The 22,042-nt window shown below is 24.6% G+C and carries 24 protein-coding genes, 3 tRNA genes and 1 rRNA gene; 13 read left to right on the top strand and 15 right to left on the bottom strand.

Features of this window, described 5'->3' with window-relative positions; translation table 4 throughout:
- Nucleotides 1-3 precede the first annotated feature (3 nt).
- From T401_RS06635 to T401_RS06625, 5 genes are read right to left on the bottom strand one after another with little or no spacing between them, the layout of a single operon-like run.
- The gene (locus tag T401_RS06635; protein WP_033178686.1) at nucleotides 4-1,164 is read right to left on the bottom strand and encodes an aromatic motif membrane protein; all 1,161 of its coding nucleotides are present in this window, start codon (nucleotides 1,162-1,164) and stop codon (nucleotides 4-6) included.
- Entirely contained in the window at nucleotides 1,157-2,014 is an 858-nt protein-coding gene (locus T401_RS06630; protein WP_033178685.1) for an aromatic motif membrane protein, read from the bottom strand. Before T401_RS06630 ends, T401_RS06635 begins: the two co-directional genes overlap by 8 nt.
- The gene (locus tag T401_RS0101225) at nucleotides 2,004-2,993 is read right to left on the bottom strand and encodes an aromatic motif membrane protein (protein WP_033178684.1); all 990 of its coding nucleotides are present in this window, start codon (nucleotides 2,991-2,993) and stop codon (nucleotides 2,004-2,006) included. Before T401_RS0101225 ends, T401_RS06630 begins: the two co-directional genes overlap by 11 nt.
- The gene (locus T401_RS0101220) at nucleotides 2,971-3,675 is read right to left on the bottom strand and encodes an ABC transporter ATP-binding protein (protein ID WP_033178683.1); all 705 of its coding nucleotides are present in this window, start codon (nucleotides 3,673-3,675) and stop codon (nucleotides 2,971-2,973) included. The genes T401_RS0101225 and T401_RS0101220 overlap by 23 nt, the downstream gene beginning before the upstream one ends.
- Nucleotides 3,675-5,492 (bottom strand): ABC transporter permease, encoded by a 1,818-nt coding sequence (locus tag T401_RS06625; RefSeq protein ID WP_033178682.1) that lies wholly within the window; start codon nucleotides 5,490-5,492, stop codon nucleotides 3,675-3,677. The genes T401_RS0101220 and T401_RS06625 overlap by 1 nt, the downstream gene beginning before the upstream one ends.
- 338 nt (nucleotides 5,493-5,830) lie before the next feature.
- Here T401_RS06625 and T401_RS06620 point away from each other — a divergent pair, with 338 nt between their 5' ends.
- The 4 genes from T401_RS06620 (at nucleotide 5,831) to recU (ending at nucleotide 10,476) form a co-directional block, all read left to right on the top strand.
- Nucleotides 5,831-6,928 carry a helix-turn-helix domain-containing protein gene (locus T401_RS06620; protein WP_033178681.1) on the top strand — a complete coding sequence of 366 codons (1,098 nt, stop codon included), beginning with the start codon at nucleotides 5,831-5,833 and terminating at the stop codon, nucleotides 6,926-6,928.
- A complete protein-coding gene (locus tag T401_RS06615) occupies nucleotides 6,918-7,754 on the top strand; it encodes an MAGa7180 family putative nuclease (protein WP_033178680.1) in 837 nt (278 codons plus the stop codon). Before T401_RS06620 ends, T401_RS06615 begins: the two co-directional genes overlap by 11 nt.
- Nucleotides 7,747-9,774: a UU173 family protein gene (locus T401_RS03335; protein WP_052169643.1), complete on the top strand. Its 2,028-nt coding sequence runs from the start codon at nucleotides 7,747-7,749 to the stop codon at nucleotides 9,772-9,774. The genes T401_RS06615 and T401_RS03335 overlap by 8 nt, the downstream gene beginning before the upstream one ends.
- Before the next feature lie 201 nt (nucleotides 9,775-9,975).
- Nucleotides 9,976-10,476 carry a Holliday junction resolvase RecU gene (recU, locus tag T401_RS0101195; RefSeq protein ID WP_033178679.1) on the top strand — a complete coding sequence of 167 codons (501 nt, stop codon included), beginning with the start codon at nucleotides 9,976-9,978 and terminating at the stop codon, nucleotides 10,474-10,476.
- Here the strand turns inward: recU and T401_RS0101190 are convergent, their stop codons facing one another.
- Genes T401_RS0101190 through T401_RS06600 form a run of 6 tightly spaced genes read right to left on the bottom strand, consistent with a single transcriptional unit; the run spans nucleotide 10,477 to nucleotide 15,150 of the window.
- A complete protein-coding gene (locus T401_RS0101190) occupies nucleotides 10,477-10,752 on the bottom strand; it encodes an HU family DNA-binding protein (RefSeq protein WP_033178678.1) in 276 nt (91 codons plus the stop codon).
- A 19-nt stretch (nucleotides 10,753-10,771) separates the two neighbouring features.
- A complete protein-coding gene (locus T401_RS0101185; RefSeq protein WP_033178677.1) occupies nucleotides 10,772-11,758 on the bottom strand; it encodes an NAD(P)H-dependent glycerol-3-phosphate dehydrogenase in 987 nt (328 codons plus the stop codon).
- Nucleotides 11,759-11,760: 2 nt separating this feature from the next.
- A complete protein-coding gene (der, locus tag T401_RS06610) occupies nucleotides 11,761-13,062 on the bottom strand; it encodes a ribosome biogenesis GTPase Der (protein WP_033178676.1) in 1,302 nt (433 codons plus the stop codon).
- Nucleotides 13,062-13,736: a (d)CMP kinase gene (cmk, locus tag T401_RS0101175; protein WP_033178675.1), complete on the bottom strand. Its 675-nt coding sequence runs from the start codon at nucleotides 13,734-13,736 to the stop codon at nucleotides 13,062-13,064. The genes der and cmk overlap by 1 nt, the downstream gene beginning before the upstream one ends.
- Nucleotides 13,720-14,139, bottom strand: a complete 420-nt coding sequence (locus T401_RS06605) for a hypothetical protein (RefSeq protein ID WP_033178674.1) — start codon at nucleotides 14,137-14,139, stop codon at nucleotides 13,720-13,722. Before T401_RS06605 ends, cmk begins: the two co-directional genes overlap by 17 nt.
- A gap of 39 nt (nucleotides 14,140-14,178) precedes the next feature.
- A complete protein-coding gene (locus T401_RS06600; protein WP_033178673.1) occupies nucleotides 14,179-15,150 on the bottom strand; it encodes a hypothetical protein in 972 nt (323 codons plus the stop codon).
- A 144-nt stretch (nucleotides 15,151-15,294) separates the two neighbouring features.
- Here T401_RS06600 and T401_RS0101160 point away from each other — a divergent pair, with 144 nt between their 5' ends.
- The 4 genes from T401_RS0101160 (at nucleotide 15,295) to rpmA (ending at nucleotide 17,812) form a co-directional block, all read left to right on the top strand.
- Nucleotides 15,295-16,176, top strand: coding sequence for a pseudouridine synthase family protein (locus T401_RS0101160; RefSeq protein ID WP_033178672.1), 882 nt, complete (start codon nucleotides 15,295-15,297; stop codon nucleotides 16,174-16,176).
- Nucleotides 16,155-16,958: a YcsE-related riboflavin metabolism phosphatase gene (locus tag T401_RS06595; protein WP_033178671.1), complete on the top strand. Its 804-nt coding sequence runs from the start codon at nucleotides 16,155-16,157 to the stop codon at nucleotides 16,956-16,958. The genes T401_RS0101160 and T401_RS06595 overlap by 22 nt, the downstream gene beginning before the upstream one ends.
- Nucleotides 16,959-17,242: 284 nt before the next feature.
- Nucleotides 17,243-17,545, top strand: coding sequence for a 50S ribosomal protein L21 (gene rplU / locus T401_RS0101150; RefSeq protein ID WP_033178670.1), 303 nt, complete (start codon nucleotides 17,243-17,245; stop codon nucleotides 17,543-17,545).
- A 3-nt stretch (nucleotides 17,546-17,548) separates the two neighbouring features.
- Nucleotides 17,549-17,812, top strand: coding sequence for a 50S ribosomal protein L27 (gene rpmA, locus T401_RS0101145; RefSeq protein ID WP_033178669.1), 264 nt, complete (start codon nucleotides 17,549-17,551; stop codon nucleotides 17,810-17,812).
- 54 nt (nucleotides 17,813-17,866) lie between these two features.
- On the opposite strand, the gene T401_RS0101140 is transcribed toward rpmA, so the two are convergent.
- From T401_RS0101140 to T401_RS06585, 3 genes are all read right to left on the bottom strand, one after another.
- Complete coding sequence (locus T401_RS0101140) at nucleotides 17,867-18,358, bottom strand: hypothetical protein (protein WP_145960546.1); 492 nt, start codon at nucleotides 18,356-18,358, stop codon at nucleotides 17,867-17,869.
- A 171-nt stretch (nucleotides 18,359-18,529) separates the two neighbouring features.
- Nucleotides 18,530-19,012 carry a hypothetical protein gene (locus tag T401_RS06590; RefSeq protein ID WP_033178667.1) on the bottom strand — a complete coding sequence of 161 codons (483 nt, stop codon included), beginning with the start codon at nucleotides 19,010-19,012 and terminating at the stop codon, nucleotides 18,530-18,532.
- A 173-nt stretch (nucleotides 19,013-19,185) separates the two neighbouring features.
- Nucleotides 19,186-19,545: a hypothetical protein gene (locus T401_RS06585; RefSeq protein WP_033178666.1), complete on the bottom strand. Its 360-nt coding sequence runs from the start codon at nucleotides 19,543-19,545 to the stop codon at nucleotides 19,186-19,188.
- A gap of 270 nt (nucleotides 19,546-19,815) precedes the next feature.
- Here T401_RS06585 and T401_RS0101125 point away from each other — a divergent pair.
- The 4 genes from T401_RS0101125 to T401_RS0101110 all read left to right on the top strand — a co-directional run bounded on the left by T401_RS0101125 (nucleotide 19,816) and on the right by T401_RS0101110 (nucleotide 20,508).
- Nucleotides 19,816-19,890, top strand: a tRNA-Asn gene (locus T401_RS0101125).
- Nucleotides 19,891-19,894: 4 nt separating this feature from the next.
- Nucleotides 19,895-19,970: transfer RNA gene (locus tag T401_RS0101120), tRNA-Glu, on the top strand.
- Nucleotides 19,971-19,972: 2 nt separating this feature from the next.
- Nucleotides 19,973-20,048 (top strand) — tRNA-Val (locus T401_RS0101115).
- Between the two features lie 109 nt (nucleotides 20,049-20,157).
- Entirely contained in the window at nucleotides 20,158-20,508 is a 351-nt protein-coding gene (locus T401_RS0101110; protein WP_033178665.1) for a hypothetical protein, read from the top strand.
- A gap of 28 nt (nucleotides 20,509-20,536) precedes the next feature.
- Here the strand turns inward: T401_RS0101110 and T401_RS0101105 are convergent, their stop codons facing one another.
- Nucleotides 20,537-21,838 carry an aldehyde dehydrogenase family protein gene (locus tag T401_RS0101105; protein WP_033178664.1) on the bottom strand — a complete coding sequence of 434 codons (1,302 nt, stop codon included), beginning with the start codon at nucleotides 21,836-21,838 and terminating at the stop codon, nucleotides 20,537-20,539.
- A gap of 107 nt (nucleotides 21,839-21,945) precedes the next feature.
- Between T401_RS0101105 and rrf the strand changes: the two genes are divergently transcribed.
- A 5S ribosomal RNA gene (gene rrf, locus T401_RS0101100) occupies nucleotides 21,946-22,042 on the top strand; the annotation flags it as partial.

The raw sequence follows: 22,042 nt of genomic DNA, 5'->3' as shown, positions 1-22,042 counted from the left end.
TTTTTATTTTAAATGAATTAGACCGTATTTAAGAAGATCGCCACCATATTTTTCTTTAAACAAAACTTCATCACTTCGGTTATTAGGTTTGTTTTTAAAACTTTTTGAAGTTTCAACAAATTGTTTAATATCAAAAAAGTTTAATTTATTTTCAGCTTTATATAATTTATCAAAAGTTCAAATATAAGGTAAAGTTGATATCTCAACTTTTTTGTATTCAGTAATACTTATTTCAGGTTTATTGGTGGTTTCTTCTGGATATTTCATTTTATTGTATTCGTATTTCAAATCATTGATTTCGTTATTTATTCATTTAAACAATGTATACATTTGATCAAAATCATTCATATAAAGGGCTTTTTTGGTTTCTGCTTCATTGATTGAGGCTTTTGATTTTGCACTTAATTCAGGAAATTCATTAAACACGTTTTCTTGGTAGTATTTTAAATCTTCTAAATGATAATTAAAATCACTAATTAATTCTTTTAAAATTTTTTTATTCCTTCTAATGGTGATGTTTAAAATAAAACCTTGTTCAGTTAATAAATAAACTTCATATTGTAATTCATCCTCATCATCTGCATATTTTTGAATTGTAAAATCAATAATATTGTTTGTTTCAGGTAAATAAAAGGCTCCTAATTTTAGGTTTTTTTCATGAGCATCTAAAATTGTGTTATTGACATTTGACATAAATTGATCAAAGACTGGCGCGAAAATGAAAACAAAATCCTTTAAATGATAAAGAAAAGTTAATCAATTTTGTTCTAACAATGTTTGAAGAACTTCTTCTTGTCCTTTTTTCATTACATATGGTTTTGTATCATAATCGCCGTCATCCTTAAAAATTGAAACAATTGGGTTTCCAAAGTATAATCATTTTTTTAAATCTTGAATATATTTGTTTCCTAATTGCTTTTGACTATTAATATAATCTTGTTTTTCTTGATTAGAATCGTAGGCTAAATCAAGTAATACTTGGATATGTTTGTTTTTTAAGAAATTTTTTCAATTTAAGTCTTCTTGATTTTTAGTATTAATAATTGAAGTTAGTTCAATGTTTCTTGTTTCATTAATGTTTTTGCTTTGGTTACATGATATTGCTATTAATGGAAGTGCATTTATCGATAATAATGGCATTCATAATCATTTTTTCTTATTCATCTTTACCTACTAATAACATTACTGATGGTTCGCCATATTTTCACTTCTTTACCATATCTTGCTCAAACCTAATATAGCCATCTTCAAAACCATGGACCACTGCGCTATGAATTATATTAGAAATAAACTTTAATGATAATTTATCAGTTTGAGCTTTTTCAAAATATCATACAAGCGGAGATAGGATCATTTGGGGACTTTCACTTCTTTCATTTGCAATTTTAAATCTCATTACCATGTTGTTTTTTAATAAATATAAAATAATATTGTCTAAATCTTCAGCTGATTCTTCACCTTCTTCTAAATTATCAATGAAATTATTTTCAAAGGTTAATATTTTCGGTTTTTCAAGGGTTTTTAAATTGTTTAAATATTCATCACTTAATTTGTTGCCATTTTGCTCTTCTAAAATAAATCATTCATGAAAAATTCCTTCAAATTTTGTGAAATTCTTTAATACAAAATATCAATTATCAGAATAAATTTTGGTTAATTTGTTTATCACTTCGTATCTAATATGTTCATCATTTGGATTTGCTATATATTTGACTTTTTGAGCTTTTATTTCTTCAACTATTTGTTGTTGATGTTGTTTATCATTTTGTTTTTTTAAAAACAAAGTTTTAGCAACATTATTGCTTTTAAAAACCTTTTTTAAAAGATCATCTAAAATGTTTTCAGTTTGTTGCTCTTGCTTATTTATTGGAATTAAGGAAACATCATTGTTAGGATCAATTAAATTTGTTAATTTCTTTTTATTTTCATTGCTCATATTTGCACAAGAAACCATTAAAGGTATCAATGGAACTGATGTGCATGAAAGTAATAATAAACGTTTTTTATTTAACATCAACAAACCTCCAGGTAAAACGATAAATTTCCTTTTCTTCTTCTTTTAAAGCTTGAATTGCTTCATAATTTAATTCCCGGTTCAATCCAGAAAAAGGTAAGACATATTTAGCATCATTAAATGTTGTATACACTTGATTATAGTCATATGTAGGATCAACATTTTTTCAATAATTTATTTCATCAACTAAATACTGATTTCACATTTCACAAATCTTATTTTCAAATGAAATTAATGTGGTTTTTAAGCCATCAATAGTACTTATTTTTGGCAAGAAGAAAACATCTGTTTGTAAAAAGATATTTGGTTGATCTTCTTGATCTAAATATTTATAAAATTTAATTACTTTATTAGCATCTAAAATGATAAAAATCACACTTAAATCTTTAAATTGAGCATTGTAATTAACATTTGGTAATTTATATTCAAAAGCATCAATAATTTTAGTTTCGTTAAATTTAATAGTAATATTTGGAAAATATTGAGAAACTGCTTCTAATTCTTCTTTATTTTTATTATCTATATCTTTATAAAATTCCCCGTATGAATTTAAAACGAATTCCATATTCTTTAAATTATTTAAAAACCATAACCAATCGTTTTTAATAGTTTCAATTAACACATTTTTAGATTTCCTAGAAAATTCAGCATATAAAGAGCCGTTATCAATAGCGGAGTCTCCTCGAAAAGGTGGATATCAAGTTAAAGCAGAAGCTAATTCGTTTATTTTGGAATCAACAATATTATTTTGATTATTAATGAAATTTTTAATTAATGTTTCATCATTTTTAAATTTAAAATCAATGATTTTCTTAATATGAACATTTTCTGATAAATTGTGTTTGGTATATAGTGAATCTTTATTTAATTTTAGCGATGATAATGATTTAGCTTTTGTTGTTTGACAAGCAACTAAAGGAAAAATACTACATAAGCTAATTAAACTTAAACTTAAATTAATTTTTAATGACTTTTTCATAAAAAATATCATTCAATGACTTAGTTTTTTTACCGGTATAAAGTATTTTTCCTTGATGAATAATTGTTAAAGCATTGGTGTATTGATCAATTTCACTAAGGATATGTGAACTAATAAAAATTGTTTTTCCTTCATTAATTAATTCTTTTAAAGTTTCAAATAATTCATATCTAGCAGTTGGATCTAAATTAGCTGCTGGTTCATCTAAGATGATTAATTCTGGTTCATGAATTAAGGCTTGAATTAACAATATCTTCTTTTTTTGCCCTGAAGAAAATGCATAAGGCTTTTGATTTTTTAAATCTAAAATATTAAATTTTTCTAGCATTGCTTCAATTTTAGTTTTTATTAAGTGTTTTTTTACTCCAGATAATAAAGCCAAAGATTTTAAATACTCATAAGCACTAAGTTCTTTGGGGAAAACTGCGTTTTCAGGTACATAACCAATTTTAAATTTACTTTTAGCTTCTAAATTAGAGATATTTTCAATTAGAATTTCACCTTTAAAGTTAGTATAAGCGCCAATTATACTTTTTATAGTGGTGGTTTTCCCAGCTCCATTTTCGCCAATAAAAGCATGAAATTCATTTTTTTTAACCTCAAAAGAAATATCAAAAACACCACGATTTTTTTTATCATAAATTTTGGTTAAATTAGACACTTTTAAAATAACTTCTTCCATTATTTATAATCCTTTCTAGCATATAATCAAGCATTTAAGAATAAAAGTAATCCAGCAAAGGCTAATCAAATAATTAAATAATAGTGCTTATTAACAATCTTTTTATCTCTTTCTACTGAATAAAGTTGATTTGTTGTTGAAAATAAATAATTATCATTTGATTTTAATTGATATCTAATAATAACTTTATCATTTCGAATAATTTGTTTAGGAGCAAAATATTCATATCCACCAATAAAATAATTGTAATTTTCTACTTGGATTTTAATTTGACTAGGTTGGTATTCCAATTTAGGATTATCATTAATTAAAATCTTGTTTAACAAATCAATATTTTGGTCTGCAGTTTGTTTGAAATATAAATAATAAATTAAAGTCACTGCTAAATAAATTTTTCTTTCAATCTCACTACTTAAGTTTTTATTTTTTACAGCATTTTTATCAAATAAAGCAATGTTTGGTTCATTAATTTTATAAAAATCAGAATTTTCATTGTTTATTTCTTTTGAAATTGTATTAATAATATAGTTTTTTGCTTCAATATCAGAATTAATATTTTGCTTTGCTAATTCAATTTTTATTTTGTTAAAGAATAAATTACTTAATTGATCAAAATCTTCGTTTTTTAAAACATCAGCAATTAATTCTCATTTTAAATTACCAACAAGGTTATTAGGGTTGGCATAAATGAAATAATCTTCAGGGAAACTATTTGTCTCATCATCAGCTCCTTCTCTGGCATAAATTACATTTGAATTAATTGGAGTAGGACTAATAAAAGAATGATTTTTTAATAATGAAGGAACAATATATTCCACTTCATTAGTGTTTGGGTTTTTAAATGATGTTAAAAATTTGGGGGTTTTATTAATTTTATAAGTATATGTGATACTTTCTTTTTTTGGATAATATAAATAATTTGCTAAATTATTTTCTTTTTGTTCAGTTAATAAAGAAAAAATATTAGTATCATCTTGGTTGAAAATATCAATCATTTGATAAGGTAATATGCTTCAAGAATAAGCTTGTCAACTATATGAAGATTGTTTAGAAAATTCTAATGCCTTTTTTAAATAAAGTTCTTGGCTCTGATCAAAGCCTTTTTTATTAAAACCATTTGGCATTAAATAAAATTTATCCTCATTATTATTCAAATAAAACATTTCAGCATCGACTTCTTTATTAGAATGATGATAAGGGTATTTAGTATTTAAATAAAATGCTAAATTGTCATTTGTAGAAGTTGAATTAGCACTAATAAAACTTCCTCCTAATGCTAAAGGCATAAACATAATTAAAGGAACAGTCATTGCCATTTTTTGATTTAATTTAAAAGCAATAATGCTGGTGATTGAACCAAAGATTACAAAAGCAAAAAATATTGCTACAAAACTAAAGAAACTAAATAAAACAATGGAATTATGTATTTTTGTAATTAAAACTAATAATAAATTACATATAAAAGTGATAGCTGATCACATTAAGGCAAATTCAATAAAAGCCAAGACTTTAGCGCTAATTATATTTTTTCGGGTAATTGGTTTAGAAAATATAAGAATTTCTAAACCTTCTGCTTCAATATCTTTAAAAATATTTAAAGCTTTTAAGCTAGCATAAGCAATTGTTAAAAGTAAATCAAAAAAGATTAAACTATAAACAACAATTGGATGATATTTAACATCCATTTTAATAATACTTAAGCTAATTACTAAGCAAATATTAATTAAAATGAAAATTATTGGAATAATAAATGAGTTTTTCTTTTTAAAAGTTGTCTTAAAAAGAAAATTAGAATAGTTTATAACTGGGTTTTTCATTTTCACCTTCCTTACTTTAGATTTTCATTTTAAAATTATATTACTTTTAGAAGACTTATACAAAAAAATTTAACATAATGTTATATAAAAAGTGGATTTAAGTTTCTAAAATGGAACTTTTTTTATATAACTTGAATTATTTATTTTGTGTAATAAAAACAAAAAAAGCAACTTTTTTTATTTACTTATAGGTTAATTATTTATGTAATTTATAATTTTTTTATTTATTATAAAAAGAATATTGTTAAAAATGTAGGATTTTATTACACAAATTTTTCCTTTTTTATGGGTTTTATTTGTATAATTTAAATAACAATTTTTGCACTAAGGGGTTAAAAATGATTTCAAATCTAAAAAAATCTATTAGTCTTGAGGACATAGAATTACACGGAGATTCATTTGCTAAAGAAATTAGGTATTATCTAAACAAATATCAAATGACACAAAAAGAGTTGTCAATGCGTTTAGGTTTAAGTATAAAACATGTAAATAGCATTTTGAATGATGCTATTAGTGATATCTCAGTTTCTGTTTTAGAAGGTTTAGAATATGCTTTTCAATTGGAAACTGGTACATTAACTACTATTTATCACATTTATTCAAATTTAAAATCATCTAAGATTCATGGATATGTTGAAGAACAATTAAGACATTTTGGAATTAATTTTATTATTGAACATCCTGAATTATCACTTCCTTTTAATATTTGTATTACTAATAAAATGCCCACTCATTTAAAATTATTAAATTTAAAAAGATTTTATGGGGTAAGTTCTTTAAATGACTACACTTCTTATTTAAAAGAACATGTTTTAGCAGAACAAGTTAAATATCTTGACAAACCCAATTCATATACTTGAATTCGTTTTTGCGAATTATCAGTAAAATTCAATGATCAACCAATTGGTGTATTTAGAAAAGGGCTTTTTTCACCAATTATGAAGAAATTATTAAACATTATGAGTAATAAGGATCTAACTTTCCACAAAAAAATTGATGAAATTAAAGCTTATTTAATTACTAAAGGAATTGTTTTGGTAACTAAACAATTCATTGAAAAATCTTTAATTAGAGGAATCACTTTAAAAAAAGGTGGTAAAAGATATATCTTTCTTTCAGATATGTATAACACTGAAAGTTATATTTTCCTTGCTTTATTACATGAAATTGTTCATTGCTATTTCCCAGAAAGTTCTGAAGTTGAAATCGATCAAAAAGTATTTGAAGAATATCGTTATTGAGAATCACAAACTAATACTACTTATAAAGCAATTTATGATGCCATTTTATCTTATGAACAAGCTAGTTTAATAAAAAAAGAAAACCCAAATACAGACACTTCTTATATTTGACAATTAATGCAAAATAAATATCCACACGTTTCTTTTGATGATGATATTATTGATAAATGAGGAAAAAAACAAAATGATCTATAAAGCGCCATACCGTAGATTTTATAATGAAGAACATTATCAAATTAATTGAGAAACTCAAACAATTAAATTAAATCCTGAATTTCATAAACGACTTTTATCATTCCCTTATACTAATCCTAATGGGTTTAGAAAATTAACTGGAACTGCCTTAGGTGATATTTTAGAAGTGGATAATTTTAAATCACAATTTGCAGCTTTTGCTAGATTATGTGGTTTAGCTATGCCAGTTTTAGATGAAAAATACATTAGAGCTGGCGTTATTTTAGAACCCAAAATTCTTAGTTTAGTTGAACAAGCAATTGGCGAAGAACTACAAAGATTTGATGCGAAAGAATATCAATATGACTATTTTAAAGAAAACAAACTATTTGGTGGACTTCCAGATGGTTTTGCTAAACAAAATCAAATCATTATTGAAATTAAAACCACTAATGAAAAAAACTATGATTTTTGAACAAATAAAGAGGTTCCTATTGGTTATCAAAAACAAGCTCAACTATATGCTTATTTAATGGGAGTTGATTCTTTTTCAATTGTCGCTATCTTTTTAAAAGATGAAGACTATACTGACCCAAACCAAGTTGATATTTTGAAAAGAAAAATTAAGAACTTTAATTTCAAAGTAAATAAAGCTCAAGTGTTAGATGATATTAAATTTTGTGAAGAATGATACAATCAATACACAAAATCTGGAATAAGTCCTAAATGAAAAAATGGGATTGACAATGATTTAATTGAATATTTGAAATGTAAAAATCAAGATGAATGAACTCAATTATATAATCATTGAATAGCAATTAAAAAGGCTGTGCCAAATCATGAATAAGCCTAAATATTTTAGTTTTAATCATTTTTTTAAATTAAATAAAACTCATCCTTATTTCATGCTAAATAATGAATTAACTTCTGAAATTAAAGAAATTTTAGAAGATGAAGATGATCAATCAGAAGTTTATAATGAACTTAATTATAAAATGAGTGATATTGAAAATCAAATTGAGCATTTTATTTCTGGATATGAAATTGATTTTAATGTTAATAAACAATGAACAACAATTGAAAAAATCGAATATTTAAAAGAAAATATCAATGAAAATGAACAAATTTTAAACCAACTAAAAGCTAATCATCAATTAGATGATTTTTTAAGTTTGATTTCTGAATATAAAGAATTGCAAATATTTGCAACTGGATTAGATGCTTATCAACAAAAAGCAATTGATGCTCTAATAACATATTATAAAAATACATACAAATTAGAAAATGATGAAATTTGTATTTTATCTAAAAAAGCAAGCACTGAATTTTTAATCCATGAGACCACAAGAGCAATTAATAAAGGCTTTAAAGTCATTATTAACCCAGTTTTTGAATATCAAAAGGCAATTGCCAGCCCAATTGTGTATGATAAAATCAACAATAGTTTTGCTATTTTAAATTTTTCGTGAAGAACAAGAAGAAAAAACATTTTAAGTGTTTATTATGTTTTAAATATATTAAGAAAAAACAATTTAAAGATCGATGATGCGCAAATCTTTTTACCGCGTTTAAAGGATAGAAAAAATTACAAAAAAGGCGAACTTGATTTTATTTTTAGTTCCTATGCAAAAAACACAAAAGACGGTTATAGTTATAAAAAAAATTGTGGAAAATCAAAGGAATCTGAATATATTCAAGATAGAATATATGGAAAAGAAAAAAATCCAAAGAAAATGATCCAATTAATTGATCAAAATGAATTAGATTTCTTTGATGTTGCTGATTCTAAATTTAGTTGTTCTTTTAATCAATTTGTTAGTTATATTAATAATTTAGAAGCTTATCCAAAATTCTTTGAATTTGAACCTAATTTAGACGAATTAAAATCAGTTTTATCAACTAATAATTATGATGATGGTAAAGATATTATTGCTTTGGTTTTAAATAAAGTAGCTCCAGATTTAGTTTATGCTTCAAGTGATTTAAGAAGAAACTTATTATTTGAAAACAAGATAAATTTAAAATATAAAACTTTTTATGAAAATGAATTAATCAAGATAAATCCTAATTTTAGTGAATCTTTAAACGCTTTATTTGATGAAAAACATTCAAATTTTGTTTGATTTGATTTTGAAGGAGTTTCTTTACCTTATCCAATTATTGATTTTAATACCCCTTGAACTCAATTGCCTTGCCAAACTTCAATTATTAAGACTAATCGCAATCAAATTTATGAATCAAATGATTATATTTATGATCCAATTAGTTTTAATCAAGAAACTTTATATCAAATTATTTGTGATATTTATGATGAAAATGCTGATCATTATATTGTCTTTAATAAAGGTTATGAATCAGCAAGAATTAATGAAGCCATTGAAATTTTAGAAATCTATAATCAAAGAAATCAATTCGATACACTAAAACTAGCAGAAGCAAGACAAAAAGGAAATGAAATAAACCAAAAAATAGTTGATTTAGCAGACTTTTTTAAGCCTTTAAGCAAATCAATGGAAACTAATGTTGGTTCAGCTTACATTCATATTTCTTGATTAAAATCTAAATATTCAATCAAATTGGTGGAAAAATATGTTACCAAACATGATTTAAAACTAGAACACATGATTAAACCATATAATGAATTGGAAGTGAAAAATGGTAGTATGGCTTTAGCATTGGCTACTTCAAGAGCGGCTAATGCAATTAAAGACCAAGAATGAGAAACCAAAACTAAAGAATTAAAAAAATATTGCCACAACGATGTTTTAGCAATGATTATGGCATTTGATTTAGTTAAATATATTTTAGCTAACAAAGAACAATTTGATCAAGAATTTGCAACAAAAATACAAGATTTACACTTTTAATAAGTTAGTCTTGTTTTTAAAAACAAGTGTTTATCAACACACCTTATTGAATATGACCTTTTTTTAATTATGTTATAAATATAAGTATAAATAACTTAAAAAAAGTTCTTAACTAATATAATGATTCCTTATAATAAAGGATGCAAAAAAATAAGAAAAATAAGGGAAAAGACACCCTTATTTTTATGTTTAAATTTAGATATGGAAAAAATAACTAAAAATCGTGGAATGCTTTTAGAAAGCATTATAAATCATACTAATTTATTTTATTTAGAACAACAAAAAGCCTTAGTTCATAAAAAGAATTTGGACATTAAATTTAAATCAGTTATGTTCAAAGAAAATAAATTAATTACTAATGGAGCAAAAATTATTTCTAAATCTACTGTCGATTATTATGGAATCTATAATGGGAATTATTTTGCTTTTGAAGCTAAAAGTACTGAAGAATGTAATTTTAGTTTAAAAAATGTAAAAAAACATCAAATTGAATATTTAGACTTAGTTTTACTTTTTAAAGGTAAGGCTTTTTGAATACTTTATTTTAAAATGCAAAACAAATTTATTTTTATTGATCATTTAAGTTTTAAAAAAATTAGTCAAAATAAAAAATCCTTAAAATTCAATGAAGTTCTTAGTTATGGAAAAGAACTTATTTTAGAATTTCCAGGGATTTTAGATTATATTTCTTGTTTAGAATAATTATTTATTCACTTGCTCTTTAAAAACATGTGAAAATTTAAATTTAGGTTCAATTTTAGCAGGCACAATAATAGCTTGTTTTGTAAAGTAATTTAAGCGTTCTTTTTCACCTTTTTCAATAACTGAGAAAGTTCCAAATCCAGAAATTGAAACTTTACCTTTATTTGATAATTCATCAACAATAATGTTTTCTAATTCGTTATAAATAGTTTCAATAAGAACTTGAGAATGACCTGTTCTTTCACTTGCTTTTGCAATTAATTGTTTTTTGTTCATTTTTGATACCTCCAAAGATTTATTCGCTTTTAAGCGGTCTTTTTAATAATGATTTAATCGCTTCTTGAATATTACATTTATTATATAGAATATTATATAAATTTTCAATAATCGGTAAATCTAATTTTTTAGTTTTAATAAATTCTTCATAAATTAATTTAACTGAATTTAAACCTTCAACTGTGATATTTGTATTAATGTCTCGATTTTTAATAAATTCTTTACCAAAAGAATAATTTCTTGATTTGGAACTTAAAGCAGTTAACATTAAATCGCCAAGTCCTGTTAAACCATATAAAGTTTGCTTGTTCCCATTTACAAATTGATTATAAGTTTCCATTTCTTTTAAACCTCTTGTTAAAAAAGCGCATTGTGTATTTAATGAATATCCCAATGCTTCAAGCATTCCAGAACCAATTGCCAACATATTTTTAAAAATTGCTCCAGTTTCAGCTCCTTTTACATCAATTTGGGTATATACCCGCATATAATCATTTGAAAATAGTTCTTGGATTTCTTTTGCTAATTCCAATTGATTTGAAACAGCATCAATTAAAGTGATTTTTCTTTGCACTAATTCAATGGCAAATGAAGGACCAATTAAACTAACAATTCCTCTTACTAATGGATTGTTTTTAGTTTTTAATTCTAACCCTTCATGCATTGATAATGTTGAAGATGGTCAAAATCCTTTACTTACATTTATAAATACAACAGGTTTATTAATTTCTTCCAATATTGCTTCCATCACGGGATCAATAAATTTAGTAGGCACTGCTAAAACCACATAATCAACATCTTTTAAAGCAAATTGCATATCATTAGTGGTTTCAAAACATGGAATACAAATATTTTTTTCAAAATATTTTAAATTACATCCAGTTTTCAAATCACATAATTCATTTTGATCAACACCATAAATAATTACGCTATGTTTATTATCTTTTAAAACAGTTGCACAAGCAGTTCCCATTGCTCCGCTACCAATAACAGTTATTTTTTTCATAATTAATCTCCATTTTTATTTTTTAATATTAATTCAATTGGTGTTCCACTAAAATCAAAATTTTCTCGAATTTGATTTTCAATATATCTTAAATATGTAAAATGCGCTAAATTTGTGTTATTAACGAATAAAACAAAACTAGGAATATTTGCCTTAATTTGTTTAGCAAATTTAATTGATAATCTTTTTCCATTAATTGAACTAGCTGGTTTCATTAATTGAGCCGAAATAATGAGATTATTTAATTCATTAGTTTTTATATCTCTTGAAATGTTTTCCTTAACTTGGATTATGGTTTCTTTTAGTTTATGAATGCGATTATTGTTTTTAGCTGAAATAAACACAATCGGTGCTCAATCAACAAATTTCAATTTCTTTTTTAGATTCTTTTTAAAATGATCCATAGTCAATGAATCTTTTTCAATTAGATCTCATTTATTTACAACAACAATCATTGGTTTTTTCAATTCATAAGCAATACCAATAATATTTTGATGGAAATGACTAACTTCATCAGTAGCATCAAGTAATAATAAACACAAATCCGCTTCTTCAATTGATTCAGTAGCTCTCATTAACGCATAATGTTCAATACTATCAATTAATTTACTTTTTCTTTTAATGCCAGCTGTATCAACAATTTCAAATTCCTCTTGGTTGATTTTGATTATTGAAGATACTGAATCTCTTGTTGTTCCAGCTACATCACTAACAATTGAACGAGTTTCATTTGACAAAGTATTCAATAAGGTACTTTTACCAACATTTGTTTTTCCTAATAATGCTAATTTAAAAGTTTGATTTGCTTGATTATTAGAAAAATCTAAATTATTTAATAATTCATCTAATAAATTCCCAATCCCATCACCATGAATAGCACTAATTGGAAAAATATGTTTAAACCCTAAGCTATAAATTGAAGGATCAAAGTTTAATGTTCCTTCCAATTTGTTTATTCCAACTAAAATTGGTTTGTTTGATTTTCTTAATAAATCACTAACATAATAATCTTCAGAAGTTAAATTTTCTTTACCATCAATTAAAAAGATAATTACATCAGCTTCTTCAATAGCAATTTGGGCTTGTAATTTGATTTGTTCTTTAAAAGCTTCGTTTTCAATAGTAATTCCGCCAGTATCAATAATATTAAATTCTTTACCAGCTCAATTTCCTTTGTCATACAGACGATCTCTAGTAACGCCAGGAGTATCATAGACAATCGATTTTCTTTTGTTAATAATTTTGTTAAACAAAGTTGATTTACCAACATTTGGCTTGCCTATAATGGCTACAGTATTTTTCATTATATTAATTTTTCCTTCACATATTTATATATTGCTTCGAAATTTTCTTCAATACTCATGCCGGTAGTATCAATTTCAATACTTCCTTCACTGACTTTTAAAGGGTCGATGTCTCTATTCATATCATTATAATCACGCTGCTTAATAGAATTTAGCATTTCCTCAAAAGTTTCATTTGAATCAATCCCTAATTCCTGATTTTGTTTCATTCTACGATGAGTTCTTTCTTCAGGTGAAGCTCATAAAAAGAATTTTGCTTCAGCATTTGGCAAAATTCGATAAGTTGCATCTCGACCATCTACTATAATTCCCTTTTTAATTTTAGAATATGATTGAATAAATTGATTGACTTTATGTCTAATTGAAGCATATTTAGCAATAATTGAAGCGCCTTGAGAAACTTTGTCTTCTCTAATTAATTTAGTAACATCTTCATTTTTAAATAATAATGTTCCATCTTCAAAAATTTCAATATCCTCAAAATTTCAAGCATTATTTACTGCTTTTTCATCTGCTAAATCAATATTTTGTTTTAATGCATTAAAAGCTATAATGCGATAAAAACTCCCGCTACTTAAAAATTTGTAATTTAATTTTTTAGCAAGCATGGTTGCCATTACAGTTTTTCCAACTCCACTTGGTCCATCAATAGCAATATTAATTCTCTTTTTCATATTCTCCTCCTAAAATAACATCATATTTAGATTCTTCTAATTCTAACAATTTTATAAAATTTTGCATTTCTGGATCATTTTTCTTAAAAAGTTCATCCTCATAATTTTTTAAATATTCGTTTTTTAAATTTTGTAAATATTCAATGGTTTTTTTGATATTAATTTGGTCATGATTCTTTAATTTTTTTTGTAATTGGTTTTTATTTAATCAATAATCTTCAAAATCATTTTGAAAATAATCATCGAATTCCTTACTAATTAAATATGAATCATTAATATCGGTTTTAAAATATTTTTTTATTCTGTCTATTTTTCTTAAATGCTCTTTTTTAGATTTTAAAATGGTTTTGGAAATATTTTGTTTGCTTTTCATTTCTTGACGATATTTTTCAAAATATTTCATTCTTGTAAATGCTTTTTGCATTAAAAATAAAAATAATTACTAAACATTTTGAATAGTAAATATTTTTCTTCTCCCTTCTGAGAGAATTTCAGAATTTTGCTTAGAACGATATTGATAATCAATTTGCAAATTATTTAATCCTTTATTTGGAATTCAAACAACAAAATTATCATTTTTTAAATAAGGAATAATGTCAAATGATTCTTTATCATATAAATCTGGCTGAGCATTTGAATCCAAAACTAACTTTTTAAATCATTCAAACACTTGATTTCTAAATTCTTCTGAATTAAATCATTGTTCTCCAGTACCATCTTCAGGTGAATCTCGATGTCTAATAATCTTAGCAATTTCTTCACTTCGTTCATTTAACAATCTTAAAAATTCAGGATTAGAATCCCAATCTTCACTTAATGAAACAAATTTGATTTTTCGTGAACCTTTATAATAGTATTTTGATTTTTCTGTACCTTGATATTTTTTTCATTCAAAAACACCTTTAGTATATTCATAATTCAATTTAACAGTAAAAAATATTTCCAACATATTTTCATCTTCAACAACTTTTTTTAAATCTAAATATTCCACCACTAATTGTCTTTGGTTTTCAAAAGTTAAATTATTAGAAACATAAATAGATAAAGTACGATGTGGATCAAAAGCATTTATATCATTTTTATCAATATCATCTTCTTTATTATCTGATTCAGAATTATTTCTAGATTCAGGTTTTATTGTTTTAAATGATTTGGCTTTTTGAAAATTGTCATAAATTGTGTTTGCATTTTGAGTGATATCTAAAACTGGTGATAATTCAATTTTTTCACATAATTTTATAAATTCTTCTGGAGAAAGATGCTTCTTTTCTAATGGCCTTGAATTTTTATGTAAAAAATAAATAGCCCCCCCAACACTAGCTACAACTCCTATTGGAATAAAAGTTCATAAACAAATTTGCAAGGCATATTGTTTTTTAGATTTTTTAATAAGATTATTAGTTTGTTTTTTCATATGTATTATTTTACTTAAAATTTATTATTTAATAATAAAAAGTAAAAAATGAATAAAAATTTATTTTTTTATTATAACTTTAATACTTTTAAACGCAATTTAAAAACTTTATGATAATATTAACCGGGTTATTTAGGAGACTTTATGTTTTATAAGATTAACAAAAAAAGAGGAATATCGTCATTTCAAGCAATTAAATTATTTGCTAAAAAGCATCAAATTCAAAAAATTGGTCATGCTGGTACATTAGATCCATTAGCTGAAGGTTTATTAATTGTTGCAACTGATTATGACACTAAAATGCTAAGTTTTATTGCAAATGAAAATAAAGAGTATTTTGTAAAAGCTACTTTGCATAAATATAGCGCTAGTTATGATGAAGGTGAAGAAATATTTGAATTGGATCGCCCAAAAATAACAAAAGAAATGTTATTATCAGCAATAAATGAAATAAAATTAACCACTTCTCAAATTCCTCCAGTTTTTTCAGCCAAAAAAATTAATGGCATAAGAAGTTATAAATTAGCCAGAGAAAATAAAGAAATATCCCTAAAACCTATAAAAATTAAAATTAACAACTTAGAATTAGTTGATTTTGATTATGAAAATCAAATTTTCAGCATTGTTGCCAATGTTTCAAAAGGAACTTATATTCGAAGTTTAATTCATGACATTGGAGTTAAACTAAAAACTGATGCATTAGTAAATTTATTAAAAAGAACTAAAATTGGTAATATTTTTTTAAATCAAGAATTTGAAAATGAACAAATTACAGAATTAAGTTCACTTTTTAATGTAAAATTATTTATGTTAAATAATCCGCAATTGCTAGAAGTTTATAAAAATAGATCATTATTTATAAATGAACTTAGCAATTATAATGGACAAATTATTTTTATGTTTGATAATTTAATTATTGGGTTTGGAGAAAGTAAATTTGGAAAAATATTTTTTTCTAAAATCTTTTTCTTGCGGATTGAAGATAAATTACCAAAGGAGGGATTATGACCAAATATAAAATCTTAGTTTTTGATATAGATGGAACTTTGTTACCTTTTGGGGTTGATGAATTAACACCAAGAATGAAAGAAATGTTTGAAAAATTAAAACAAAATGGATATATTAATGTTTTATGTTCTGGTCGTGATATTTTTACGGTAGGAAAACAAATTAATAACCCTTATGTTGATTATTTTGTTGGTGCTAATGGAACATTCATTTTAGATTTAAAAACTAATGAATATGTTTTTGAAAAAACAATTGAATATGAAGATTATAAAAAATTTGCAGAATATGCTAAAGAAAATAATCTACCTTATTCTTTTGTTGGAAATAAATGAGGTTATTACAATGAGTTATTCAACGTTGATCATTGATTTTATAAACCATACAAGGACAAATTTATTTCAATTGATGAATTTGAAAAACAAAATGATAAGAATTATTTAATTACTGTAAGTAGCAAAGAATCACATGTTTTAGGAGCTAAATTGTCAAAATTCTTTGAAGAAAATAATATGAATGTTTGAGTTTTAGCTGAATGAGATGGTGGTGTTTTTATCTCAGCGAAAGGCATTACAAAAGCAGTTGGATTAAAAATTTTAGCTGATTTATTGGGATATTCTTTAGAAGAAATGGTTGCTTTTGGAGACAGTGAAAATGATGTTGAAATGCTAGAAGCAGTTGGATTAGGAATTGCTATGGGAAATGGTGAAGATGTAACTAAAAATGTGGCTAAAGAAATTTGTTTGCCAGTTACTGAGGATGGACCTTATTTTAAATTAAGAGATAAAGGATTTTATGAATAAGCAAGATTTTCTTGCTTTTTTATTTGCTTTTATTAAGAAAAATATTTAGATTTTAATATTAGTATTATTTTATTAACTCTTATTTTTTCTAAAATTGAATTAATATAGCCAAAAATCATTATTTGTTATTACAAAAAAAATAAAAATAAAAGCAAATAATTATTTAAGATTTTTTGCTATAATAAGTGCGTTACTTATAGAGTAACCATACTAAAAAGGCTTTAGCGCAAAACTTATACTTAAATAAGTGCCTTAAGGATGTGACAAAATATAAGGAGGCAAGAATGTTTGCTATTATCGAAACAGGCGGAAAACAAATTCTTGTTAAAGCTGGCGATACAATCTTTATTGAAAAGATTGAAGGCAATGAAGGAGACACAGTTGTTTTTGATAAAGTTTTAGCTTTAGAAAACACTGTTGGAACTCCCTATGTAAAAAATGCTTCTGTTTCAGGAACTATCGAAAAACAAGGGAAAAAAGCTAAAATCGTTGTTTATAGACACAATGCAAAATCAACTCACAAACGTAAATTAGGACACCGCCAACCATATACAAGAGTTAAAATCTTAGAAATCAAGGAAAAATAGTCAATGGCACATACAAAAGCTGGTGGAACTACCAGAAACAGCAGGGATTCTGCTGGAAGAAGATTAGGTGTTAAAGCTACAGACGGTGAATTTATTTTAGCAGGAAGCATTATCTATAGACAAAGAGGAACAAAAATTTTCCCAGGTCAAAATGTTGGAATTGGAAAAGATCACACATTATATGCATTAATCGATGGTTATGTAAAATTTGAAGACAGAATCAATAGAAAATTTGCATCAGTTTATCCTGAAAAAACTGTTAAATAATTTTCTAAAAAACAATAATAAAAAACTTCCTAAAAAATTGGGAAGTTTTTTTGTTTAATTTTCTTGATTATTATTTTCATTATTTAAAAACAAGTTTTGTTGTTCAATTTTAGGTTGATTATCATATTGATTAGCTTGTTTAGCAAATGGGTCATTAGCCACATTTTTAACAACATCTTTGTTATGAACAATTATCATAATTAAACCAACCATCGCTAAAATTGCAATAATTGGAAATACAAAAATTAATGTTGTTCCAAGAATGGTTAAAATTTTAGCTGTTTTGTAATTAGTTTTAGCTGACGCAATGATATTTAATATTGAGACAATTATGTTGAAAAATACAATTACACCACCAAAAACAAAAATATTTAGGTCATTAAATTTTGTTATTGAGTAATAATTTTCAACCATTGTTCTATTTGCATTTTTAAAAGTATTATAAAAAATAAAAGCATAGAAAATAATTCAAGCAATAATGATAAAAATTAGAAAAAATAAAGCAGCAATTGCTATTTTCTTTGAAGAACTCATTTCGTTTTTCAATTTTTTTTACTCCTTATAATATATTACATAATCATTCTAACAAAAAAGCCACATTTTTTTGTCTTTTTTATTCATTTTTAAACCAATAAAAAACAAAAACTCATAAAGAGTTTTTGTTTGAAAATATTTCCTATAATTTTGTTTTTTTGTAAAAAAAGAAGTTTTAAAAATTTAAAGATTTGCAGGATTATCATCACTAATTTCTTTTTGTTCATTTGCATCAACAATTGGTTGATCAATAAATTCATTTGTTTTAGTTGTTAGATTTGGTTGTTTATCAGTTTGTTCTAACAAACAAGTACTTTTACATTTATCTTTATTTTCCTTAATAATCAATCCTAAACCAATTATTGCAAGAACAATTAAAGTAAATATTCCAACAAGCGTAATAATCATATACGTTTGATTATTAGATTTTATGGCAGCCAAAATACTAAATATAATAGCATTTACATAAACAACAAATAATAGTAATCAAATTATAATTGATAAAATCGTAATAACTTGTGGAACTTTTGTTATTGATGATGCATCAGATTCTTTAAGAACAATATTAAGTCTAATTATTTTAATAATAGTTAAAATAATTTGAAAAAAAGCAGTAATAGCGGAAAATGAAATTCCAATTATAGCCATCTTTTTTGATTTACTCATCTTTTTCTCCTTTCATTATTCATATATAATAATCTTATCATTTTATAAATAAGTTTGGAGTGCTATTTTTGTTTTTTTAAACATAATTAGCTTTAAAAAACAAATTAATTTTAGAGTTAAATTTTTAATACAAAAAAATATAAAGAAATTTTCATCACATCATTTGTTTAACTTTACCAATCTTTATTTTCTTTACAAACTAAACCTAAACCAATAAAAGTAAGGATAAAGAATAAAAATGTTCCAATTCAGATTAAGATAACACTAGTTTTTGATTTGGTTTTTAAAGAAATAATGATATTTAAAACAAAACATACAATTCAAAATAATATTGAAGGAAAAAGAAAAATGAAAGATCATAAATACAAAATAAAAGAATTTAATAATCCATCTTTAGCTTCTGGTCATGAATTTGATTCAATTATTAGTTCTAATGTAATTTTAATTATTAATGAAATAAAAATAATTTGAAAAATACATGACAAACTATAAAAAACCAATGAAGCAATTGATAATTTTTTTGATAAACTCATCTTTCTCCTTTATTATTCAAAATGATAAACTAAAAATCTAAAAATTATGTATGAATTTGAATTTTTAAAAACCTTTATCTCAATTAAAAAATAAATTAAAAGTCTTTTAAATTTAAATAAATAAATTTTAAAAAAATAAAAAAATTTGATTATAATATTTTGCGTAATTATTGGAAGAACAAAGCTAAGTAATTAAAATAAATAAAAATTAATTTTTTTTAAAAATATTTATTTTTTTTTAGTTATAATAATTAAGCATTTTAAAGGAGTGCCGACTTAGCTCAGCGGTAGAGCAGCTGGCTGTTAACCAGTTGGTCGTTGGTTCAATCCCAATAGTCGGCGCCATTATGGCCCTATGGTGAAGTGGTTAACACATATGGTTTTCATCCATACATGCGTGGGTTCGAGTCCCGCTAGGGTCACCATTGGAGAATTAGCTCAGTTGGGAGAGCATTGCCCTTACAAGGCAAGGGTCGTGGGTTCGAGCCCCTCATTCTCCACCATTTATCGAAAGATACCAATGCCTAAAAAGGCATTTTTATTTTTTTAAAAAAATAAAAATTTTTTTTGTAATAATTTTATTTGTAAAATTTTCAAAGAGGTTAAATAATTATGAGCAAATCAAAAAAATTAGCAATTGTTGCATTGATTTTAAACCCATTAGGATTCATTATTGCCTTAGTAGGTTTTATTTTTCTTATATTAGCTGGCATTGGTATAGCTAATTCAACTAATGATCCAAATGTTGCTGGATTTTCATTATTAGTAGCTGGAGTTGGAACTTTAGTTGCAATTCTTGTTGGTAGTGCTTTGTCTTTTACTTCACTAGTTATATCAATTATTGCAGCAGTTAAAACAACAAACAGTACTGCTATGATCCTAACTCTTGTTGGACTTTTTGTGTTACCAATTTTAGCATGAGTTGGATTGGGAATGATAATTAAAGAAAACAATGATAAATAAAATAACACCTAAATAAAAAAGTTAGGTGTTATTTTATTATTTTTTTGACAAACTTTAAAAAAGTTTGATCATTTTTTAAACTTTTATACTTTAAAGAATTACTAAAAAGAGATTTTTTATAAACAATTGGGCGATAATGGCTAAAAGTATCAAAACCTGTTTTACCATGATATTTGCCAAACCCACTTTTTCCTATTCCACCAAATCCTAAATAAGGATTAGAAACTTGAGACAATATCTCATTAACACTCAATGTACCAGAATTGGTATTTTTTATTATTTCGTTTACAAAGGTTTTGTCGTCGCTAAAAACATAAATCGATAAAGGTCATTTATTTGTTTGAATATAATTAAAAACTTCTTGAAGATTAGTATAACTAACAATCGGTAAAATTGGGCCAAATAATTCCTTAGACATTAAATTATCATTCAATAAAACTGGTTTAATTAATAACTCAATCTTATTTTTTGCTAAATTATATTGAATTTCATTATCTAGTTTAGCAATATTCAATAAATGAGGCTGGTCAATAATTTTGGCAATGTTATTTTTATTATCTTTATACATTGAATTAGCAACATCTTTTAAAGTTTTAATAACTTCATTTAGTTGATCTTGATGTACAAACACATAATCAGGAGCAACACAAGTTTGACCTAAATTGACTAATTTAGCTCAAATAATTTCTTGACAAGTTTTTTTTAGATTTTTTTTATCTTTATCAATGATTACAGGGCTTTTGCCGCCTAATTCTAAAACACAAGGAATAAGTTTTTTTGCCGCTTGTTCATAAATAATTTGACCAACAAAACTATTGCCGGTAAAGAAAATAAAATCTAAATCCTGATTTAATAATTGAGATACAATTTCTTTATCTCCTAAGTGAATAGAAACTAATTCTTTTGGAAAAACTTCTTCAATAATTTGTTTTAAAATCAAACTTGAATTAATAGAAAATTCTGAAGGTTTTAAAAGTACTTGATTACCAGCTCCAAAAGCATCAATTAATGGGATCAAACTTAAATTGATTGGGTAATTTCAAGGACTAATAATTAAAACTTTTCCAAAAGCAGTTGGTTTTAAAAAACTTTTTAGATTATATAGAAATAAGGGGTTTTTGGTCTTCTTAATTTTTGATCAGCTTTTGATTTTTTTTAGATATAAATTGATTTCTTTAATGACTAATCTTAATTCAGTAATTTGACTTTCAGTTTCATTTTTATTTAAATCTAAAAATAAGGCATTAATAATTTGACCTTCATATTTAATGATTGTGTCTCTTAATTTTTTTAAGAAAAAAATTCTTGTCTTAATGTCAATTGTTTCCATAATTTTCCTTTAATGTATATATAAAAAAATTTTATTAAATTTATAATTTATATGACTAAAAAAATAAAAAAAATTAAAAAATTAAAAATTATGTATATAATATTAACCATAGCAACCATAACGAAGAGGATCCACCTGATTCCATTCCGAACTCAGCAGTTAAGCTCTTCAGTGCCGACGATACCTTCACGGGAAAATAGGTCG

It is taken from the genome of Mycoplasma anseris ATCC 49234 (genome assembly GCF_000702805.1).
Taxonomy (GTDB): domain Bacteria; phylum Bacillota_I; class Bacilli_A; order Mycoplasmatales; family Metamycoplasmataceae; genus Metamycoplasma; species Metamycoplasma anseris.
This window is presented reverse-complemented; position numbering and strand designations above follow the sequence as displayed.